Origin of the sequence: Flavobacterium sp. 90 (assembly GCF_004339525.1) — a bacterium.
Lineage (GTDB): Bacteria > Bacteroidota > Bacteroidia > Flavobacteriales > Flavobacteriaceae > Flavobacterium.
In genome coordinates this window covers 2290696-2315416 of the sequence record NZ_SMGE01000001.1, presented here as the reverse complement: position 1 = coordinate 2315416, position 24721 = coordinate 2290696, and the positions used below count along the sequence as shown (strand labels likewise).

Below are 24721 nucleotides of genomic sequence, written 5' to 3'. Positions count from 1 at the left end.
AGGGGCAATTATTTTGTTATCTGTATAAAGTGAAATGTCCAACAAACTCTCTTGCATCTTTCTCGTCATTTAGTTTAAGAACATACCAGTAATCACCTGATGGTAATTCTTCGCCATTGTACTTACCATCCCATTTTTGACCGTAGTGGTATTTAGCGATTTCACGTCCGTATCTGTCGAAAATTGAGAATATTAAATTTGTATAAATGTTTGTACATCCAGGACCCCATCCAGTATAATAAGTACCGTTTGGTGTGAAATAATTAGGCATACATACATCTACGTATTTAACCGGAATAGATTTAGTATCTGTACAACCGTTTTTATCTCTAACAATGATTGTATAGGTATCTGTCTTGTAGATCGTGAATTTATTTTCAGAACTAAAGTTGATACCATCTATACTGTATTCATAATCTCCGCTTCCGCCAGTGGCAGTTGCTGTGATCACGTTCCAAACACCTTTTTCTTCAGATAAAGTTAATACTAATGGATTAACAACTTTTATAATAAAACTTGTATCTGCAGTACATCCGTTTGTATGTCTCACTTTGATTGTGTGATTACCCGGAGTAATCCCTGTAAAGATGTTATTCATTTGCCATGGACCACCGTCTAAACTGTAATCAATCTCAGAATGATCTCCGTCATAACCAGGATCTACTGTCACCATATTTGAAGCTGCATTGTTCACACAGTCATAGTTAACTTCGTTTGTTGGGTTAAGCGTTACTGCTTTATCCATTGCGATGTCTACCTGACCGTTACAACCTGATGCATCTACGAAGTAAACAATATGAGGACCTCCTGACAGATTATCAAAATCAAATGTCGTCTGACCTGCAGTACCTTTAACAAATGGTCCAGTTTCAGAATCAATACTTACACTATAATCTAATGTACCTCCTGAAAGTATAATACTAAATGCACCATCTTTCTCACCAGCACATGTTTCTGGGAATAAAGTACCGTCTACTAATGCACCTGTTAATGGCGCTGGTTCTTTTACTTCAACATCTTTGATGAAGATATAACATTCATTTTCGTCTTGAACTAATACATCATAGAAACCTGGTTTCAAGTTTTCAAATACGTTTTTGTCAAAGAACTGTCTGAATTCAGGTTCGATAGCATATTTATATACTCCTGTTCCACCTGCCGCGTTTACAGTAATTTTTCCATTATTGAAACCATTACATGTAACATTTGTTGGTATTGCTTCTGCTGATAATACTACGTTAGGTTCTGATATTTCAACTACTGCTGAGTTCAATGAACAATCAGAACTTTCTAGTTTTACTATGTATTTTCCAACTGGCAATCCAGTAAATACTCCTGGAGTAACCTGTGCTGGTGCTGGTGTAATATTAGCTCCAGCAGCGTCTAGCAATGTATAAACATAGTTTCCTAAACCACCTGTTGCGATAGCTGTAATTGTACCTTCAGAACTTCCTTTACATTTGATATCTACATCTACAAGAGTTGTAAAATCTAATTTTGGCACTACCGGAACGTTAACGATGTTTGATACAGTGCTAACACAACCATTTTGGTCTTTTACAAAGTATTGGTAATCTTTACTTACAGTTGTTTTTGGCAATGTAATATCTATACTTCCATTGAATGAAGCTGAGTAATTTGTTCCATCTTCACTATAGTAATATGGTGCATTTCCACCTGTAACTGTAAGTTTCAAGATTGGTACTAATTGACAAGTTTCATTTCTAGATATAGTTAACGAAGGTTTTACTTCTGTTGGCTGATCAATTACTACTTTGTTAGAAATGTTCTCACAACTCCAGGTATCATTTGCAGTTACTGTATAAGTTCCTGCTTTTAATCCTGTAAATTGATTCGTTCCTTGTGATTGTGCAACGATTACAGTTCCATCAGCTAATACACCGTTTAATGTATAAGTATAATTTCCTGAACCTCCAGTTACTAAGTCAATAGTCACAACTCCGTTTTCATTATCAAAACAAGTTAACATTGGAGTTGCACTTATCTGAATTTTTATCGGTGTTGGGTTTACTAGTTTAGCATCAACGAATGCTTCACAACCATGACCGTCTTTAACAAAAACAGTATAATCTCCTGCTGTTAAATTCTCAAATACCGGTGAAGAACTATAAGCTTTTACAATTGCTGTACCTAATCTTAACTCATATAAATAGTCACCTGGCCATCCTCCTGTTGCTGATGCAGTTATCACACCATCTTTATTACCTGCAAGACAAGTAATCTCTGATTGCGTTTTAGTTGCTACTAAAGGAGCTGCTGCCTGATCTATCGTAAATGTATTTGTTACTGTACAAGAAGGACCATTAATATCGATCAATGTAGCTGTAACTGTATACACTCCCGCTTTTAATCCTGAAACCAAAATTGGTCCCGCAGAAGTTGTTGTTCCTGTACTTGGTACCGGACCTGTAATTACATAAGTAAATGGTCCTGCGTCATTTGTTGGAACTAATTGGTTATCAACAAAAGTCAAATTAACACTTCCGTCTGCATCTCCATAACATAGTCCGTTTTTCAATGGTTTAACATCAATCACGAAAGTGTTTGGATCAGATATATAATGGAAATCAGTTATTGTACAACCTGTCGCTGGATTGAAGACAGTAATTTTATAGTTACCAATTGCTAAATCTTTAAATAATCCTGTTGAATTTGTTTCATTAAAGACTGTTCCGTTTACTCCAGTTAGCGTATAGCTTAGTGAAGTTGGTGTACCTCCAGTTGTCGCAACAGAAACCTGAATTGTTTCGTTTGCAAGACAAGTAATTGGTTTAACAATTGCCACGTTAACTTTATCCATTGTTATGAATGAGTCAATAATAATTGGAGTTGTCCAAGAACCTTCACAACCTTTATCATCAAATACTCTTACGGTATAAGAACCACCAGCAAGATTAAATTCTGTATAAACATTAGAATCAGTGTTTTGAACCACTACTCCGTTTCTACTAAACTCATAACGAACATATTTTCCAGAACCTTCAACAACTGAATTAACAGTAATTGTAGCAAAGTTTACTGTGTTTGAACCTGTTGTACATTTAAATGTTGTCACAACCGGAGCATTCACTACAATCGCTTTAGGCTGTTTGATTCGTTTATCTACCTGAGCATGGCAACCTCTTCCTGAAGTAACCAATACTGTGTAATCTCCTGCTTCAAGGTTATCAAATACATTTGATTCCTGAGGACCTTTACTTACTGCAGTACCACCAACAGTAGTTCCTGTTAAAGTATAGGTATAAACCGGATTGTCATTTACTCCGTCTTTAACCGGATCCAGGTTAACGATAATTAATCCATCAGAACCTCCATTACAAGAAACATCATTACCAGTTAAACTTAAACCTGTAATTTGTGTTGCTTTTTTCAACTCAACAATTACAGTATCTGTACAACCATAAGTAAGATCTCTTACTAATATTGTATGAGTTCCTGCAGGCATATTGTTGAATGTTGCAGTAGTTCCCACAACAACTGGAATAAACGCAGCCGAACTATATTTATAATTCCCTGAACCTCCTGTTGCTGTAACAACAATTTGTCCGTCTTGGAAATCACAGCTTGGCAATGCTTTCACCGTGTATTGTAAATCTAAAGCTCCTTCGATTTTAACAGCAGCTGTCGCAGTTGTTGTACAACCGTTACCATCTTTTACTGTTATATCATAAGTTCCTGCCGCTGTTACAACAAATTTAGGATCTGTTTGGAAATCACCACCAATACTATATTGTAAAGGAGCTACTCCCGAAGCCGAAACTATAAATTCATATGTTCCTGCCGGACTTGCACATTGGCTTGTAACATTTGCAGTAATAGCACTTGGTAGTGGATCTACTGAAATACTTTGCTGTTGTGCAACTGGTGAACATCCGTTAAGATCTTTCACATAAACATCCCAAACCAGATCTGTACCGTTATTAGTGTCTACCACAATTTTGTTGTCTGCACTGAAAGTTGTTGGAGCTGGTCTACCTGCAACAACCGCTGCATAACTGTAAGCCTGTGTTCCACCTGTAGCAGTTACAGTAATTGTCGCATTTTTATTGTCACAACTAATATTTGTTGCAACAGTAGTAAATGTAAGTGCTGCACTTGGTTGTTTGATTTCAAAATCAACTACACTGTCTGTACATCCTGAAGTTCTGTCAGTTACTGTGAAAGTATATTTACCGGCAGTTAGTCCAGTGTATGTAATAACATCACCAGTTTGTGTAAATGTTCCATTATTTGGATTTAATGCGAAATCATAATTATTAGCTGTAATGTAATTACTTACTGTAAATGCAACTGATCCTGTTGATCCTGCATTACATAATACATCACTTAATAATTGAGCTTCAACATTAATTTCACTTGCTTTTTTAACAATAATCGAATTTGTTGTGCTACAACCATTAGCATCTGTAACTTCTATTACATATGTATCAGGTAATAAACCAGCAAAACTATTTACTGCACTTGGTACGGTTGCTGAAGCAGCCGGACTAATTATAGCATATTTGTATGGTGCAAATCCTCCAACAATAGTTGTTGGATCTACAGAAATTGTTGTCACACCACCTGCAGTTTTACAATAAATTGGTGTTGCAGCAATAACAAATTTAGTAGGCGGAGTATAAGGAACAACTGTTGCTGATCCTGACGCTCTACAACCATTAATGTCTACTACTACATAATTAATTGTTCCTGCAGTATTCATTGTATGAACCGGAGAACTTCCAAAAGTTACTCCATTATCAAAACTATAGCTGTATGGCGATGTACCATCAGTAGCTGTTAGTGTGATGAAAGCATCTTGTGCAGTATTTGTTGTACTACATGTAAATGGTGTTACCACATTTGATACTTTCAATGTCTCAGGCTCGTTGATTATAACATTAACCGGAAGCGATGGACATTTTTTTGCATCTCTAACTACGATAGAATAAGTACCTGCTTTTAATCCAGAGAAAACATTCAATGAACCAAATGCTGCTCCATCAATACTATATTCATAAGGTGCAACTCCATTTGAAGCTGTAACAGTAATACTACCGTTAGAATCTCCTTTACATCTTACATCAATCTGAGTCGTTGTAAATGTTGAAGTTGTAATTGGTGTAATAACTACTGGTATAGAAACTGCATCACATTGACCATCATTAACTTTGAACGTATAAGTTCCTGCTACTGTTGGTTTGTAAGGCGAAGTAACTGTAGTATAAGCAGCTCCATCTTTAGACACTTGGAAAGTAGGATATATTCCTGTTCCCTGAGTTGCTAATAATGTAATTGTAGCATCATTTGTTGTACAATTCAAATCTTGTACAAGTGTTGCTTGTAATAATAATTCTTGTTTTAATGTATATTTTGCATGTGCAATACAACCATTACCGTCTTTAATATAGAAGTCGTAAGTTCCTGGTGCATTCAACGTGAAATTAGGACTTGCATAATAACCGTTTCCAATGCTGTACATTGGTGGATTTACGATATCCGGGTCAGTAGTTCCATTAATTTTAATTGGAACCGGACCACCTGTATAACAATATTTATCTGTAATAACATCTATTGTTGGTGCGTCATCTTTTGTAATTGTTATTGCTAATTTACCAGTACAAATTAAGTTTGCATCTTGTACATAAACATCCCAATTAGAACCTTTTGCAAAATCTAAAACAGCAAAGTCATCAGCAAAATAATCTCCCGCAACTGGTGTTGTTCCAGAAACAACAAACGCATATTTGTACGCCGGTGTTCCTCCAATTCCTTGTACTTTAACTATAGCACCTGAATAACAATTTGCTGCAGTTTGAGAAATTAGTTTAACATCAAGAACAGCTGGCTCGCCAATCTTAATTGTTGCAGTGTTTTTACATCCTGTAACATTGTCTGTAACTTCTAATGTATAAGTTCCCGCAACAAGTCCTGTAACTGTAACTACTTTACCAGCCTGAGATACTGTTCCTGTTCCTGCAATAAGTACTGCTGAATAAGTTCCTGTGAAACTATCAACATTGAATTTCGCTGAACCATTTGCTCCACCATTACAAGAAGGATCTGTCGTTGATCCTGCAGAAACTGTAATAATTACTGCTGGTTTTACAATGTATGATTCTTGATAACTACATCCGTTTGCATCAGTTACCTGGAATACATAAGGAGCATTATTTGATGCTAATCCTGCAAATACATTTGATGGTTGTTTAGCTACTACAATTGGAGATACTATCTCATATTGAAGTGTACCAACTCCATTTTTAACATTACTAATTGTAACGGTACTTGTTTGTCTACCAACTGGCTGACAGAATACAAGAGTTCCTGCAATGTCCATATCCGTTGGAGCATTCAATGCCGGAACATTAACTCCATCTGTCAACGTGAATTTACATCCATTGGCATCCATTACATAAACATCGAATTTAATTCCTGCGTATGTTTCAAAAGTATTATCAGTTGAGTAATTAGCTCCTCCATCATAACTAAATTGGTATGGTGTAGTTCCGCCTGATCCTGTTACTGTAACTTCTGCTTTTGTTGGTGCATTGTTAGTAGTACACAACAATTTGGTTGTTATTGCTGAAGTTGCTGATAATGCTGCCGGTGTACCAACTGCTGCTGGAATTAACACTGAAATACATTCTTTAGCATCTTTAACTTCAACATTATGTGGACCTGCTGCCAATCCTTTGAATACATTAGAAGTTTGGAAAACTCCTCCGTCGATTCTATATTGGTAAGGCAAGATTCCGTTTGAAGCCGTTACTGTAACTGTTCCGTTACTATCTCCTGAACAGATTACATCTGTTGCAACTATACCAGCCGTTGGAACTGTTTTAGGAGTTACGATTACAGCATTAGATACTGCAGGACATCCCTGAGAATCTGTTACTCTAAAAGTATATGTTCCATCAACTGTTGCAACGTAAGGCAATGTTGTGAATGCAGTATATCCACCTGCATTGATTTTTACCTCATAAAGGTTATATGTTCCTGTTCCTCCTGTTGGAGTTAATCTAATAGAAGCATCTTTAGCACATGTTAAATCCTGATCTAAGTCTGCTTGTAATAATACTTGTGGTTTAACTACAAAACTTACTTGGTTTGATATACATCCGTTACCGTCAATGATACCAAAAACATAAGTTCCCGCACCTTTAACTGTATAAGTAGAACCTGGTAAGGTAACTCCTCCTAGTGTATATTTAGCCGGACCTACAGGTACTGTAGATAATGCTGCCAAATCTATTACAACATCTGATCCAACATAACATATTGATGCTGGCATCGCAATTGTTGGCGCGGCATCTTTAGTAATTGATACTGCAAATGGTGTTGTAATTACACAACCATTGGCATCTTTTACATAAACTTTCCAATTGAATGAAGAACCCGCAGTACTTAAAAATGCTGTATCTGACGTTGTATATGTACCAGGTCCTGTTGCTGTTGCAAGTACAAATGAATATTCATAAGGTGCAACTCCTCCAGAAGCTAATACTTGAACTTTAGCTTTATTATCACAATTCTCCGGTACATTGGCAATAACTGACAATGATAATGCCGGGTTTTGAATAACATTTACTGAAGCAGGAGCTGTACAACCTGTAACTTCATCAGTAACTACAATACTTTGTGTACTTGCAGCACTTAATCCTGTAATTGATATTGTTTTACTTGTTTGTCCTGTTACCGGAGCTCCTCCGTTAAGTACATAACTGTAAGTTCCTGTAAAGTTACCTACTGTAAATAATACCTCTCCGTTAGCACCTGGGTTACAAGTTACATCGCTAACTACTGTTCCCGAGACTGTAATGTTTACAGCTGGTTTTACAATATAAGAATCCTGATAAGTACATCCGTTTGCATCTGTAACCTGGAATACATAAGGATCTGCACTTGGTGCCAATCCTGCAAATACATTTGATCCTTGTTTTACTTTTACAATTGGAGATAAAATCTCATATTGAAGTGTACCAACTCCGTTTGTTACTGAATTAATTGTAACTGTACTCGTTTGTCTACCAACTGGTTGACAGAATACTAATGTTCCTGTAATGTTCATCGCTGTTGGAGCGTTTAATGCCGGAACATTAACTCCATCTGTCAATGTGAATTTACATCCATTGGCATCCATTACATAAACATCGAATTTTATTCCTGCGTATGTTTCAAAAGTATTATCAGTTGAGTAATTAGCTCCTCCATCATAACTGAATTGGTATGGTGTAGTTCCGCCTGATCCTGTTACTGTAACTTCTGCTTTTGTTGGTGCATTGTTAGTAGTACACAACAATTTGGTTGTTATTGCTGAAGTTGCTGATAATGCTGCCGGTGTACCAACTGCTGCTGGAATTAACACTGAAATACATTCTTTAGCATCTTTAACTTCAACATTATGTGGACCTGCTGCCAATCCTTTGAATACATTAGAAGTTTGGAAAACTCCTCCGTCGATTCTATATTGGTAAGGCAAGATTCCATTTGAAGCCGTTACTGTAACTGTACCGTTACTATCTCCTGAACAGATTACATCTGTTGCAACTATACCAGCCGTTGGAACTGTTTTAGGAGTTACGATTACAGCATTAGATACTGCAGGACATCCCTGAGAATCTGTTACTCTAAAAGTATATGTTCCATCAACTGTTGCAACGTAAGGCAATGTTGTAAATGCAGTATATCCACCTGCATTGATTTTTACCTCATAAAGATTATATATTCCTGTTCCTCCTGTTGGAGTTAACTTAATAGAAGCATCTTTAGCACATGTTAAATCCTGATCTAAGTCTGCTTGTAATAATACTTGTGGTTTAACTACAAAACTTACTTGGTTTGATATACATCCGTTACCGTCAATGATACCAAAAACATAAGTTCCCGCACCTTTAACTGTATAAGTAGAACCTGGTAAGGTAACTCCTCCTAGTGTATATTTAGCCGGACCTACAGGTACTGTAGATAATGCTGCCAAATCTATTACAACATCTGATCCAACATAACATATTGATGCTGGCATCGCAATTGTTGGCGCGGCATCTTTAGTAATTGATACTGCAAATGGTGTTGTAATTACACAACCATTGGCATCTTTTACATAAACTTTCCAGTTGAATGAAGAACCCGCAGTACTTAAAAATGCTGTATCTGACGTTGTATATGTACCAGGTCCTGTTGCTGTTGCAAGTACAAATGAATATTCATAAGGTGCAACTCCTCCAGAAGCTAATACTTGAACTTTAGCTTTATTATCACAATTCTCCGGTACATTGGCAATAACTGACAATGATAATGCCGGGTTTTGAATAACATTTACTGAAGCAGGAGCTGTACAACCTGTAACTTCATCAGTAACTACAATACTTTGTGTACTTGCAGCACTTAATCCTGTAATTGATATTGTTTTACTTGTTTGTCCTGTTACCGGAGCTCCTCCGTTAAGTACATAACTGTAAGTTCCTGTAAAGTTACCTACTGTAAATAATACCTCTCCGTTAGCACCTGGGTTACAAGTTACATCGCTAACTACTGTTCCCGAAACTGTAATGTTTACAGCTGGTTTTACAATATAAGAATCCTGATAAGTACATCCGTTTGCATCTGTAACCTGGAATACATAAGGATCTGCACTTGGTGCCAATCCTGCAAATACATTTGATCCTTGTTTTACTTTTACAATTGGAGATAAAATCTCATATTGAAGTGTACCAACTCCGTTTGTTACTGAATTAATTGTAACTGTACTCGTTTGTCTTCCTACTGGTTGACAGAATACTAATGTTCCTGTAATGTTCATCGCTGTTGGAGCGTTTAATGCCGGAACATTAACTCCATCTGTCAATGTGAATTTACATCCATTGGCATCCATTACATAAACATCGAATTTAATTCCTGCGTATGTTTCAAAAGTATCATCAGTAGAGTAATTTAATCCTCCATCATAGCTGTATTGGTATGGTATAGTTCCACCTGATCCAACTACTGTTACCACAGCTTTTGTTGGCGCATTGTTAGTAGTACATAACAATTTAGCTGTTATTGATGAAGTTGCTGATAATGCTGTAGGTGTTCCAACTGTAGCTGGTAGATTCTTCGTACATAATTTAGCATCTCTAACAGTTACAACATAAGTAGTTGCAGCCGGTAAATTATCGAATACGTTTGAATCCTGGAAAGCCCAAGTTGTCGCACCATTAACTAATTGATATTTATATGGTCCAACTCCAGAAGTTACATTAACTGTAATTTTTCCATTAGAACTTCCAAAACAAGTTACATCTATTGGGTCTACTGTAAATACAATCGCTGGAATTGCGTCTAAAGTAAACTTCGTATCAATACTACAAGTTGTTGTATTACCAAGGTCTGTAGCTCTAAAAATATAATTTCCTGTAACACTTGTATCAAGTACGTTAGTTGGCATTGTATTCCAACTTCCTCCATTAACAGAATACTCATACTTATAAGTTGGTCCATAACCTCCTGAAGCTGTCAAGGTAATCTCAGCATTCGGAGTTCCCGAACAATCAATATCTTTAGTCAACTTAACATCAAGTTCTAATTTTGGTTTAACCTCATAATTTATAGAAGCCGTACATCCTTTACCGTCTTTGATAACCAAATTGTAGATTTTCGCAGCATTCAATGTGAAATCTGGTGATACTTGGAAAGCACTTCCATCAACACTATATGTTGCACCACCAACAATTGCAGTATCAACAGTACCAACTATTGTAATTTTAAATGGAGTACTTCCATCATAACAAATTGGTGCTAAAGGAGCAATAGTTGGATCTTTGTATTTATAAACTGTAACCGGTACCTTTTTAATACATCCAAAAGCATCTTTTGTATACACATCGTACACAATTCCCGCAACACTTCCTGGTCTTGTAAACGTATTTGGAGTTTTCCAATCTGCATCTACATAAGCAGCTCCAGAAGCAACTACCTGATAAAGGTATGGTGTTGTTCCATCATTTGCCTGAGCAGAAATTGTTCCTAAGTTCGTACAGTCTGCTATTGAAGTAGCAGAAGCCGTAAGACCTAATAATCTAGGTGATTGTTTGATGTTAAAGTCTTTAGAAACTACAGAACAACCTTTGTTTGGTCCCGCATCTTCTTTAACTAATACATAATATGTACCCACAGCTAAAGGACCTAAACTAATACTAGGCGATGTTACACCTGCTGCAATAGAAGTTGATCCAGTTGCTCCTGCAATTGGTACATTAGTAAAAGATTCATAAACCTGATAACTTACATCTACTGAAGATGAATAATTATTTTTAATTTCAAAAGTTACATTTCCATCATTCTGTCCAGTACATGTAATATTATGTGCTACATTATTAACAATAGATAATGTAGAATTTGATGGAACTGCCTTATCTGCTTGTTGATAATAATAACATTTTGTTAATTCATCATAAACTATGAAAGTATAAGTTACTCCAGGAGTAAGTCCATAAAAAGTTGCTGATTCACTTCCTACCGCAGGAAATTCTCCTATCCATCCACCAACACCATCTGCGGTAAATACTTGTCCTGGTCCTGTATAAATATTGAAATGGTATGGTCCTTTACCTGTTAATAAACTTCCAATTGTTACAACTGCTTTACCACCGGCAGGAACTGCAGGAGGTCCAACAACAGCTTCACAATTAACCGTTGTCAAATCAATATTAATATCAAGGTTATCTACAGGTGAAGCAACTAAAACGTCTTTTTCGATTACTGAACAACCATTTGCATCTACAACTCTAATTGTATAGTAACCAAAATCAACTACATTAAAAGTAACTGAAGTAGCTCCAGTATTATTAGGCTCATTTTTATTATAACCGTTAAGACCTGTTACGTAGTATGTATAAGGTGCTGTTCCACCTGTTACACTATCAACGACAACATTTCCTTTAGAAATTCCACCACTAACCTGATCACAAGTAATTGGATCTGCGTGAGATACAACCACAATTTTAGTTGGTTGCTTAATTTCAATATCTTCTGAATAGCTACAACCTTTTGCATCTGTCACTTTAACTACATAAATAGCTGCAGGTAAACCAGATGTTTGTGTTCCATAATCTTGAAGTGTCGCTTTGTTTGTTACATTAATTACAAACGGCGCAACTCCTTGAGTAGCATCAATATTAACCGTTATAGATCCTGAACTATCTCCAAAACAACTAAGCACTGCTGGAAGTGGTGCTGTAAAGTGAGGAGGTGTAGGTGTTGTAATTTGAACCGGTACTGCGATAGTCGCTGTACAGTTAGTTGTATTGTCTTTAACAGTAAATATATAATCTGCTGCATCACTTGTCGTGAAAACATTTCCTGCAAAAGTTCCAACTGCACCAGCTGGTGTACTTGTATAGCTGTAAGTAAAAGAACCGCTTCCGCCACCAATTGTCAAGGTAACTTTTGCATCTTCAGAACCTACTGTACAAGTAATATCTTTATTTATTATTGGAGTTATTGTTAATTTATCATAAACAGTAACTGGTGTTGTAGTTTTAGCAATACATCCATTTGCATCTTTAACCCAAACATTATAAATTCCTGCTGTAGTTACTATAAAAGTATTTGGAATATCAAATGAAGTACCGTTTATACTATAAGTGAAAGGTGCTTTTCCAAGTGCCGACGCTGTAATAGTATAATTACCAACTCCTAAACATTGGTTAGTAGCTGTAGCTGTAACTGTTGGTACAGCATCTGTAGCAAGCTTAACATCGAATTTTACTTCACATCCGTTAGCATCAACAACATAAGCATCCCAATCTTGAATTGCCGGGTCTAAGTTAGCTTCATTTGATGACGTTAATGTTCCTTTTGGCGCACCATCCTGTACAAATGCATATTTGTAAGCAAGTGTTCCTCCAGCTGCAGTTATCGTAACTTTTGAAGTACCAACTTTACAATTGGCATTTACTTGTGCAAGAGTTGCTGTTAAAGGATTTAATGGCTCATCAATAACAATTGCAGCTGTGTTTTTACATCCTGTCGCAGTTGAAGTAACTTCTACTGTGTAAGTTCCCACTGCAACATCTTTCAATAATAAAACATTAGCATCAGTAGCCGATTTTGTAAGCGTACCTGTACCTAGTGTTCCTGCTGTTAAAACAAAAGTATAATCTCCTACAATAGCAACATTCGAGATTGTGAATGTACCATTTCCGGTTGATCCTCCTTTACATTTAACATCATTGTTTTTACTTCCTGAAATCGCAATTTTAACGGCATCGCTTATTGTAATAACTTTTGTATCAAAACATCCGTTAGCATCCGTTACCTTGAAAGTATAACTTCCTGCAGCTAATCCATTAAATACATTAGACGATTGTTGTGCGATAATTGCCTGTGATGGTGCAATAGTTTCATATTTCAATGCAACTACTCCTGTACCTGCCAAAAGAGTTACCGTAACATTACTTGTTGTTGCTCCTGGCAAACAAGTGATTGTTGATGGTGTAACTTTATCAATTACAGGTGGATTCAGTTTTAATAATGTAACTGTTCCTGTAGTAATACATCCGTTTTTATCTTTTACAGCATAATCAATTTTTTGATTTGTTCCGTTATCGTCTACCAATAAGGTATTTGTTCCTGTATATCCACCTCCGTTAAAACTGTATTGGAATGGTAATGTACCACCTACCGGAGCGTTGATTACAACTTTTCCTTGAACATTTGTATTAGTCGTGCTACAAGAAAATGGTGTAACTGTCGAAGAAATTACTAAAGCATCTGGCTCTGTAATCTTAACCGGAACACTTCCAACACAACCTTTACTGTCTTTTACATAAAAAGTATAATCTCCTAAGCCTAATCCTGAGAAGGTAGCGCTTGGTCCAAATCCTATTACAGCATCATTGCTGTATGAGAATCCACCTGAACCTCCAGTACCTTTGATAGTAACTGATCCGTCAAGTTTTCCGTTACAACTTACATTACTTTGTGCAACAATTGATGCTGTTGGGTTTGAAATAGATTGGATAATCTCTGTGATTACAAACGTACATAAATTAGCATCTGTTACTCTTATCATAAATGTTCCTGCAACTGCTGTTGAATAAACATTTGATGCCATTGCTGAATAGCTAGTTCCTCCGTTTGTCGAAACTTCGTATTTATATGGTGCTAATCCTCCTGTAGGAGTAACTGTAATTGTAGCATTTTTACTAGTTGGTGTTGTTGTAGAACAATCAAGTTCTTTTACAACTGTAGTAGCTTTTAATTGATCATAAACCGTAACTGCTGGTGCAGAAGCCGGACATTGATTTCCGTCTTTTATCCAAACAGTATAAGTTCCCGGACCTACATTGAAAACATTGTTTGTAGAGAACGCTCCATTTACTCCGTTGATTCCGTAAGTCAAAGTTCCTGTTCCTGGTGCAGTAGCTGTAGCCGTAATAGTGAAGCTGTTTCCAGATCCTGCACATTGGTTGTCTACTTTTGCTGTAACTGTTGGTGTAGCATCTTTAGCAATTTGTATCGGATATTTAGCGGTACATCCGTTAGCATCCATTACAAATACAACCCAATCCACGATAGTACCATTTACAGTATTTACTGACAATGTTGCTCCTGCAACATAATCTGCTGATACAGGATCGGCAGCATTCTTTTGAACTACTGCATATTTATAAACTGGTGTTCCACCAACCGGACTTGCCGTAATTGTTGATGTAAACTTACTACATGTAATATTTGTAGCTGTTGCTGTAAGACTTAATCCAAGAACTGGCTCATCTATGATAATTGTTGCTGTGTTTTTACATCCAGTTGAATTTGAAGTAACTTCTACTGTGTAAGAACCTTTTGCAACACCTTTTAATAATAAAATATTAGCATCAGTAGCTGATTTTGCAAGCGTACCTGTACCTAATGTTCCTGATGTTAAAACAAAAGTATAATCTCCAGCAGTAGCAACGTTTGAAATTGTAAACGTTCCATTTCCTGTTGATTCTCCTTTACATTTAACATCATTGTTTTTGTTTCCTGAAATCGCAATTTTAACGGCATCGCTTATTGTAATAACTTTTGTATCAAAACATCCGTTAGCATCCGTTACCTTGAAAGTATAACTTCCTGAAGCTAATCCATTAAATACATTAGACGACTGTTGCGCGATAATTGCCTGTGATGGTGCAATAGTTTCATATTTCAATGCAACTACTCCTGTACCTGTCAAAAGAGTTACCGTAACATTACTTGATGTTGCTCCTGCCAAACAAGTAATTGTTGATGGCGTAACTTTATCAATTACAGGTGGGTTCAGTTTTGATAATGTAACTGTTCCTGTAGTAATACATCCATTAGCATCTTTTACAGCATAATCAATTTTTTGATTTGTTCCGTTATCGTCTACCAATAAGGTATTTGTTCCTGTATATCCGCCTCCGTTAAAACTGTATTGGAATGGGAATGTTCCACCTACCGGAGCGTTGATTACAACTTTTCCTTGAACATTTGTATTAGTCGTGCTACAAGAAAATGGTGTAACAGTTGAAGAAATTACCAAAGGATTTGGCTCTGTAATCTTAACCGGAACACTTCCAACACAACCTTTACTGTCTTTTACATAAAAAGTATAATCTCCTAAGCCTAATCCTGAGAAGGTAGCGCTTGGTCCGAATCCTGTTGTAGCACTGTTGCTGTATGAGAATCCACCTGAACCACCAGTACCTTTGATAGTAACTGATCCGTCAAGTTTTCCGTTACAACTTACATTACTTTGTGCAACAATTGATGCTGTTGGGTTTGAAATAGATTGAATAATCTCTGTGATTACAAACGTACATAAATTAGCATCTGTTACTCTTATCATAAATGTTCCTGCAACTGCTGTTGAATAAACATTTGATGCCATTGGTGAATAGCTTGTTCCTCCGTTTGTCGAAACTTCGTATTTATATGGTGCTAATCCTCCTGTAGGAGTAACTGTAATTGTAGCATTTTTACTAGTTGGTGTTGTTGTAGAACAATCAAGTTCTTTTACAACTGTAGTAGCTTTTAATTGATCATAAACCGTAACTGGCGCAGCTGAAGCCGGACATTGATTTCCGTCTTTTACCCAAACCGTATAAGTTCCAGGAACTACATTGAAAACATTGTTTGTAGAGAATGCTCCATTTACTCCGTTGATTCCGTAAGTTAATGTTCCCGTTCCACCTAAACCAGTAGCAGTAATCGTGAAGCTGTTTCCAGATCCTGCACATTGGTTGTCTACTTTTGCTGTAACTGTTGGTGTAGCATCTTTAGCAATTTGTATCGGATATTTAGCGGTACATCCGTTAGCATCCATTACAAATACAACCCAATCCACGATAGTACCATTTACGGTATTTACTGATAATGTTGCTCCTGCAGCATAATCTGCTGTTACAGGATCTGCAGCATTCTTTTGAACAACTGCATATTTATAAACTGGTGTTCCACCAACCGGACTTGCCGTAATTGTTGATGTAAACTTACTACATGTAATATTTGAAGCCGTTGCTGTAAGACTTAATCCCAGAACTGGCTCATCTATGATAATTGTTGCTGTGTTTTTACATCCAGTTGAATTTGAAGTAACTTCTACTGTGTAAGAACCTTTTGCAACACCTTTTAATAATAAAATATTAGCATCAGTAGCTGATTTTGCAAGCGTACCTGTACCTAATGTTCCTGATGTTAAAACAAAAGTATAATCTCCAGCAGTAGCAACGTTTGAAATTGTAAACGTTCCATTTCCTGTTGATTCTCCTTTACATTTAACATCATTGTTTTTGTTTCCTGAAATCGCAATTTTAACGGCATCGCTTATTGTAATAACTTTTGTATCAAAACATCCGTTAGCATCCGTTACCTTGAAAGTATAACTTCCTGAAGCTAATCCATTAAATACATTAGACGACTGTTGTGCGATAATTGCCTGAGATGGTGCAATAGTTTCATATTTCAATGCAACTACTCCTGTACCTGCCAAAAGAGTTACCGTAACATTACTTGTTGTTGCTCCTGGCAAACAAGTGATTGTTGATGGCGTAACTTTATCAATTACAGGTGGGTTCAGTTTTGATAATGTAACTGTTCCTGTAGTAATACATCCATTAGCATCTTTTACAGCATAATCAATTTTTTGATTTGTTCCGTTATCGTCTACCAATAAGGTATTTGTTCCTGTATATCCACCTCCGTTAAAACTGTATTGGAATGGTGAAGTTCCACCTGTCGGAGCGTTGATTACAACTTTTCCTTGAACATTTGTATTAGTCGTGCTACAAGAAAATGGTGTAACAGTTGAAGAAATTACCAAAGGATTTGGCTCTGTAATCTTAACCGGAACACTTCCAACACAACCTTTACTGTCTTTTACATAGAAAGTATAATCTCCTAAGCCTAATCCTGAGAAGGTAGCGCTTGGTCCGAATCCTGTTGTAGCACTGTTGCTGTATGAGAATCCACCTGAACCTCCAGTACCTTTGATAGTAACTGATCCGTCAAGTTTTCCGTTACAACTTACATTACTTTGTGCAACAATTGATGCTGTTGGGTTTGAAATAGATTGTATAATCTCTGTGATTACAAACGTACATAAATTAGCATCTGTTACTCTTATCATAAATGTTCCTGCAACTGCTGTTGAATAAACATTTGATGCCATTGCTGAATAGCTAGTTCCTCCGTTTGTCGAAACTTCGTATTTGTATGGTGCTAATCCTCCTGTAGGAGTAACTGTAATTGTAGCATTTTTACTAGTAGGTGTTGTTGTAGAACAATCAAGTTCTTTTATAACTGTAGTAGCTTTTAATTGATCATAAACCGTAACTGGTGCTGCTGAAGCCGGACATTGATTTCCGTCTTTTACCCAAACCGTATAAGTTCCAGGAACTACATTGAAAACATTGTTTGTAGAGAATGCTCCATTTACTCCGTTGATTCCGTAAGTTAATGTTCCCGTTCCACCTAAACCAGTAGCAGTAATCGTGAAGCTGTTTCCAGATCCTGCACATTGGTTGTCTACTTTTGCTGTAACTGTTGGTGTAGCATCTTTAGCAATTTGTACCGGATATTTAGCGGTACATCCGTTAGCATCCATTACAAATACAACCCAATCCACGATAGTACCATTTACGGTATTTACTGATAATGTTGCTCCTGCAGCATAATCTGCTGTTACAGGATCTGCAGCATTCTTTTGAACAACTGCATATTTATAAGCTGGTGTTCCACCTGCTCCAACTGGAGTAATTGTCGATGTAAATTTACTACATGTAATATTTGTAGCGGTTGCTGTAACTGAAACTGCAATAGCTGGCTGTGTCAATTTTACAACATAAGCTGCCTGACATTTTGTTAATCTATCCGTTACTGTAATAGTATAATCATCAGCTGCTACCGCAGAAGTAACTGTAATTGTTGTAGTCGCTGCTGATACACCATTTGCTTGTTGAATAGTAGTACCTGCAACATTTTTAATTACATAATCATATCCACTGGTTTTAACACCAGCAACTGTAAACTGAATTGTTCCTGTACCTCCAAAACATTTAATTGTAGTTAAAACTGATCCACCAGCTGTTATATCTGATGTACCTTTTACTACATAACTAATTGTTGCTGTACATTTTGTTTTACTGTCTGATGCCTCAAAAGTATAACTTCCTGGAGCCAATGGTTTAAAGTCTCCTGTTGTATTACTTGCTGTATTATATCCTGCCGGACCTGCAGTAATTCTATAAGAAACATTAGTAAGCGCTCCAGCTTTTACAGCTGTAATTGTTACATGTCCTCCTTGAGGAGTTGTAGAACAATCGTATCCAAGATCAACAAGATCAATACTTGTAATTGGTTCAAAAGCACCAACGGTAACACTTAATGGTCCAAATTGACAACCATTTTTATCTATAATATATCCTTTTACTACTCCTGCAACAGTTGTAGAATAAAAGTTATCGTCTCCATAATTTGAAGGTCCTGTAAAACTATATTTATAAGGCGCTGTTCCTCCTCCGGCAGTTATTGTGACTACTGCAGGAACAGTTCCTGTTGCACCACATTGAATATCTGTAGTTTTGATAGTTCCTGTAATAGCTGTTGGCTCTGTTAAAGTAATTGATCCTTCATCAGAGATACATCCCTTATTATCTTTTACTTGGTATTTATAAGCAATTCCAGCTTTTAAACCAGTATATTTTATAGTACTTGTAAAACCACTACCATTAAAACTGTATGAATAACCGCTTCCTGAACCACCTGAAGCTCCTAATGTAACTTCTCCGGTTGACCCACCAAAACAAACAACATTTAAAGGTGTTGCACTTGCAACTGGTTTTGTAATAGCATCAACTGTTGCCGATGTTGTAGTTACACATCCTTTTGGCGTATTTGAATCTGTGATTTCAAAATAATACGTTCCTGTACCAGGAGCTGGAAAATTAAATGTATTTCCTGTAACGCTTGCACTTGTAGAATAGGTTCCTCCTGTTCCAAGTTTGTATTTATATGTAAAAGGTGCTTTACCACCTGTAATATCAACTTTAATAGTTGCACCTGTCGTATTACAATCTAATGTTTTAGTAACGTTTGCTTTTGCTGTTAACTCATCATTTATTATAATACCACTTAATGTAGTTGTACAATTGTTTCCGTCTCTAACAATAATAGTGTGAGTTCCAACACCAACGTTTGTAAAAGTATTATTGACATCAAAAGCACCACCATCTAAACTATAGTTTAATATGCCTGTACCTGTAGCTTTAACAACTAAAGTTGCTTTATCGCCACTATCATAACATAAATCAGATGTAGCATCTAAACTTGCAACCGGTGGAGTTGGTTTGTCAACAACCACTACTGCTGAAATTGCCGATGTACAACCTTTTGAATCACGAGCTAAAACTGTATAACTTCCAGTAGCTACTCCAGCAAATGTTGCTGAATGATTGAATCCCATCCCTGGTACATCAGTTACACCATCTGCTAATTTTAATGCGTATGTATAAGGTCCTACGCCTCCTTTAGCATCAGCTGTTATTGTTGCTCCAGTAGTACAAGTTGGCAATGTACTAACCGTTGCTGTTACTGTAACAGGTTGGTTTTCTGTAATTGTTTTTGTAAACGATTTAGAACAAGTTCCTGCTGCATCACTTTTTACAATAACTGAATAACTTTTAGCAACTAACTTATCTATAATAACAGGTGAAGTTGTTGAAGTACTCCAATTAAGCCCACCATCTATAGAATAAAGGAAGCTACCATTAAAGTTTTGAGCTGTAATTGTTATTTTACCTGTACTTCCTCCACTACAATCAACGTTTTCGATTACAGGTTCAAGAACAGTAAAAGCTTTATTAGTATCGATATTAAAATCGAATTTTTTCTCTGTAATACATGACTTAGGCAATTGATATACCTCTATATCATCAACTGCAAAATCAATTCCGTTGACTTGAGAAATTTCTAATCGTAATACAAAATCTAAAGTTGTGTTACTTCCCGGATCAATTGATCTGTTGTATTCTACCCAGCCATTAGTCTTAGGTATTTTTCCAGTAGATTGTGATGATAATGCAGTTCCAGCAGCATTTTGCAATTCAACCGTCAAAGAAGCATCTGGTTGTGTATTACCAATTTTCAATAAATTGGTAGCAAAGAATCTAACCTGAATTGGTTGACCCGGAATAATATCTTTAATAGTTTTTCTATAAAGTACTGCATTATTTGGAATTACACTACCTGCATCAACTGCTAAATATCTACCACCCGTTCTACTACCACTAGTATGGTCGATTGGATTCTGCCATCCGCTATAAGGATCATTTCGTAAACTACTCGTAACAGTATATTCACCATTAGCAAACAATCTATTACCATTACACTTCGTAGCCTCTATTTGTCTTTCCCAACAAAAAGCGGCATTAATCCCTGGAGAAGATCCATCTGGAGATGCAGTATCTGTGTAGGTAAAAGTATCTTTTCCAAAATCTTCATGTAATAAGTTGCTATAAGTTGCAGCATCTAATAACTTATATTTTACAGAGATTGTATGTGGACCTGATAGAACATTATTAAATATATTATTTGTAAGTGGTGTATTTGGTTTACCATCAATATAGTATTCATAGCTATAATTTTTACCACCACTATTTGTAACTGTTGCAGTAGTTTTTCCTGTTCCATCACAATTATAAACTGTAGGATCAAGTGCAATTGTAGGATCTGTTGGTTTAGGATCTAAAACAATACCAGGCATTGCATAAATACAACCTTTACTATCTTTAATATACAACGTATAAGTTCCCGGATCAACATAAGCTTCGTTTGATGCTATCCATGTTTTTTGACCATCAAAACTATAAGTATATCCCGGAGTTCCTCCTTGTGGATTTGTAATTCTAACTTTTCCTTGGTATTCTACTCCTGTTTGTCCACAACCGGCCAATTCAGAAACACCTGCAGAGGCACTTAAAGCTGAATCTGGTCCTTTAATTTTAACAATTACAGCCGGATCAACGCACTCAATTTTATCATAAGTGTATTTAACAATAATTGAATGATCACCTGGTGCTAAATTCGTAATTGGAGAAACACTGCTAAATGCTAAACCATCTATACTATAAGTAACCGCATAACCAGAGTCTGCAGGAGTAACAGTCATATCAATACTACCACTATTAACTCCGTAACAATTAACATCACTTGCTTTAAATGTTACTACTGGTTTTGGTAAATTAGTAACTTTTATCGTTGGTATTTTTACTGTACAACCATTTGCATCTACAACCACGATATTATAATCACCGGCTGCAGTTACAGGAATTACTGGATTTGTAACAAAATTTGCATTTCCATTTACATAATATAAATAATATGTTGGTGGACCTGGTCTTGGAGTTCCTCCTGTAACACTAACTGTAATCTCTCCATCACTACATGCTGTAAGTGTCTTAGTAACTTGTGCAGTAGCTGTTAATCGATAATCAAAAACTTCGATCTCCTGAATAACATTACATCCATTATTGGCAGTAGACATTAAAACCTGATAAACTCCCGGATCAACACCTGTAAAGATAGTTCTGTTATTATCTATAAGACCTGTGTTTTGAATTTCGACAGTACTACCTTTCTTTCTAAGAATAAATTTGTATTGCCCCGGCACATTATTAATAGTTGCCGTTATAGTTCCTTTCTCCCCAGTACAAAGCGGGTGTGTTGCATCAAGCTTTGTCGTAAAATCAAGTTGCTCAACATTTACATCTACTTTAAATATACAAGCAGAAATTTGTCCAACTTCTAATACTGTTTGTTTTATATTTACTGTATAAGAACCTTTTGGAACATTATTAAAAATATTTGATGCTTGATAATTTGTTCCGTCAAGACTATAAACATATCCTGTATTTGGAAGTGGATTTGTTACTGTAATTGATCCTTTTGTGTTACAAACAATGTCTTGTTTCTTAGCAGTAGCATCAAGTAAGTTTTGATAAACATTAAAATAATATGTAACAACACATGTATTATTACCATAATTTACAACAAGTCTGAATACACCAGCTCTGTCTGCAGTAAATGTTGGTCCGTTTGCAATTGTAGTCCAGTTTGTCGCTCCTTCATAAGGACAGCTATCCGGATTAGTGCTTGGGGTTACATCTTTTGTTTCTTGCCATGTGATGCTTGTGGCACCTGTGATCTGAGTATCAATGATTCTCTTGTCATTTAGACCACACAAGAATATTTTAGGAAACGGTTTGTTATCTCTAACGCAACCATACGCCAATCCTGTTGCAGGATCAATATTGTCTCCTTTAATTGGATTTTTATTTGTGCTAGCCAAATAATCTATAACATTAAACGTTTGTTTAATAGGTTTACAATTTACGGCTCCGCTGTTTTCCACAGTATAAATACCTGGCTTATCTACAGTAACTGATTGATTGTTCCCTCCAAAAACAACTCCGTTTTTATCTTTCCATACATAGGTAGTATAACCATTAGCTGCTTTTAAAACAGCTGTACCACATAAAGAAACATCTCTGCTGAATAAACATTTGTCTATACCTACTAAGAAATTGGTTGATGTTGGCTCTCCTACATTACATGAAGATATACTAGAATAACTACCTTCTCCAAAACCTTCAGGTGTAGTATTTTTTACACCATAGTATTTAGAAATGGCAGTATTTTTAATTTCATTAGAACAAGCATCCACTAATTCGTTACAATCTTTTACAACTCTAACTTTAAATTTAAGTGTGTACTCTGCTCCTTTTGCAGTAACCAAAGCATCCGGCACTGTAAATACAATTGTTCTTGTTGCCGCATTATAAACTGCAGTAATTCTTGAATCCATGACCAAAATGTCACTTGTTCCGTTAAAAATTACGTTATTAGGAAGAACATCTGTAATCGTGAAATTTTTGGCATCATCGTTACCCTCATTTTTGAACTTAATTTCATATCTAAGTTCCTGATCCAGGCTTACTGTTTGAGTATTAATATTGTTATCGTCTTTGTCCAGTACATTCTTTCTAAGTACAATTTTTGGCGCAATAATTTCGACCGACATTGCATTAAAAAACATGAAATAGGAATCCTGAGACGTATTGATTCTAAGTGTAGCACTCGTTTCATCATTTTGCATGACACTATTTTGCACCCCACCTACATTATTATCAAGAGTTACAACACCCGCATCAAACCCTAATGTGTTTTTACTACTTGGTTTACGACCTCCCATAATAACATCACCATCTGTTATGGTACTATTAAAAAAGTTGGGTTTAGCCGGAACAGCCGGCGTAGGATTCCAAATAGGTCCTCCCGCAGGTACTGCTGGTGTAATTGGTCTTGCTAAAGAAGAAATAGCACCCCATACACTTGATGGTTTTCCACCTATAATTTGAAGACCATCTCCTTCTAATTGATTATCACCTTCTAATGCGCTAAATGCTAATTTTACATTTACGTTTCCAAAAGGATTTGTTCTAAACCCGGAAATAGGAATATCTAATGGTGGATCACTACTTCTAATAATACTAAAACCATCAAAACTGGTAATGTATTTACTAGGCAATAACGGATCTTTATAAATCACAAAAATTGACCAACCTGCTGAGTTACCTCCCGGAGAAAATTTACCTTCAGAACACATTACATCGGCTACGGTATAGATACCTTCTATTGCCGCTTTAACATCATCTGTAATATCTACAAAACAAGCATACGGCAATGAACCGTAAGGTGTCGTAACACCCGTACCTCCTTCATCCCAAAGTACACTTCCGGTAAGAGCCTTATAAGCTGTAGCTGTAGGAGTTTTTAGTCGTACCTGATTGATCTTACTTCTATCAGTACCCTGATAGGTTCCGGACCAGTATAAAGCAGCATATACAATCTCGAAACAACTTTTACTTGCCTGAGGAATTGTTAACGTTGCATAACTTGAGTTAAAAGAAGTCTCATTGTCAACATCAATATATTTCATATCGAAATTGTCGTTTACCTTACTTCCACTACCCTGATCATCATAATTGTCAAGAGGCCGTTGTCCTTTGCCATTATCTCTATTTAAGCTATTGTTTCCAATAACTAGAATATCTCCATTCAAACTGGTTGTATATCTAGTCGTAAAGCCTTTTCTCAACTGGGCATGAGAAGAAAAACTTAGCAATAAAAATACAACTGCAATTAACGTTTTAAAAATAGTAGTAGGTTTTTTCAT

The 24721-nt window shown here is 36.3% G+C and carries 1 protein-coding gene; it reads right to left on the bottom strand.

What is annotated here, in order from left to right; translation table 11 throughout:
- Positions 1–16: 16 nt before the first annotated feature.
- Positions 17–24721, bottom strand: coding sequence for a T9SS type B sorting domain-containing protein (locus C8C83_RS09315; RefSeq protein WP_121328057.1), 24705 nt, complete (start codon positions 24719–24721; stop codon positions 17–19).

Excerpts from the sequence above, each read along its gene's own strand:
- C8C83_RS09315 (WP_121328057.1), bottom strand. The coding sequence starts at position 24,721 with ATGAAAAAACCTACTACTATTTTTAAAACGTTAATTGCAGTTGTATTT.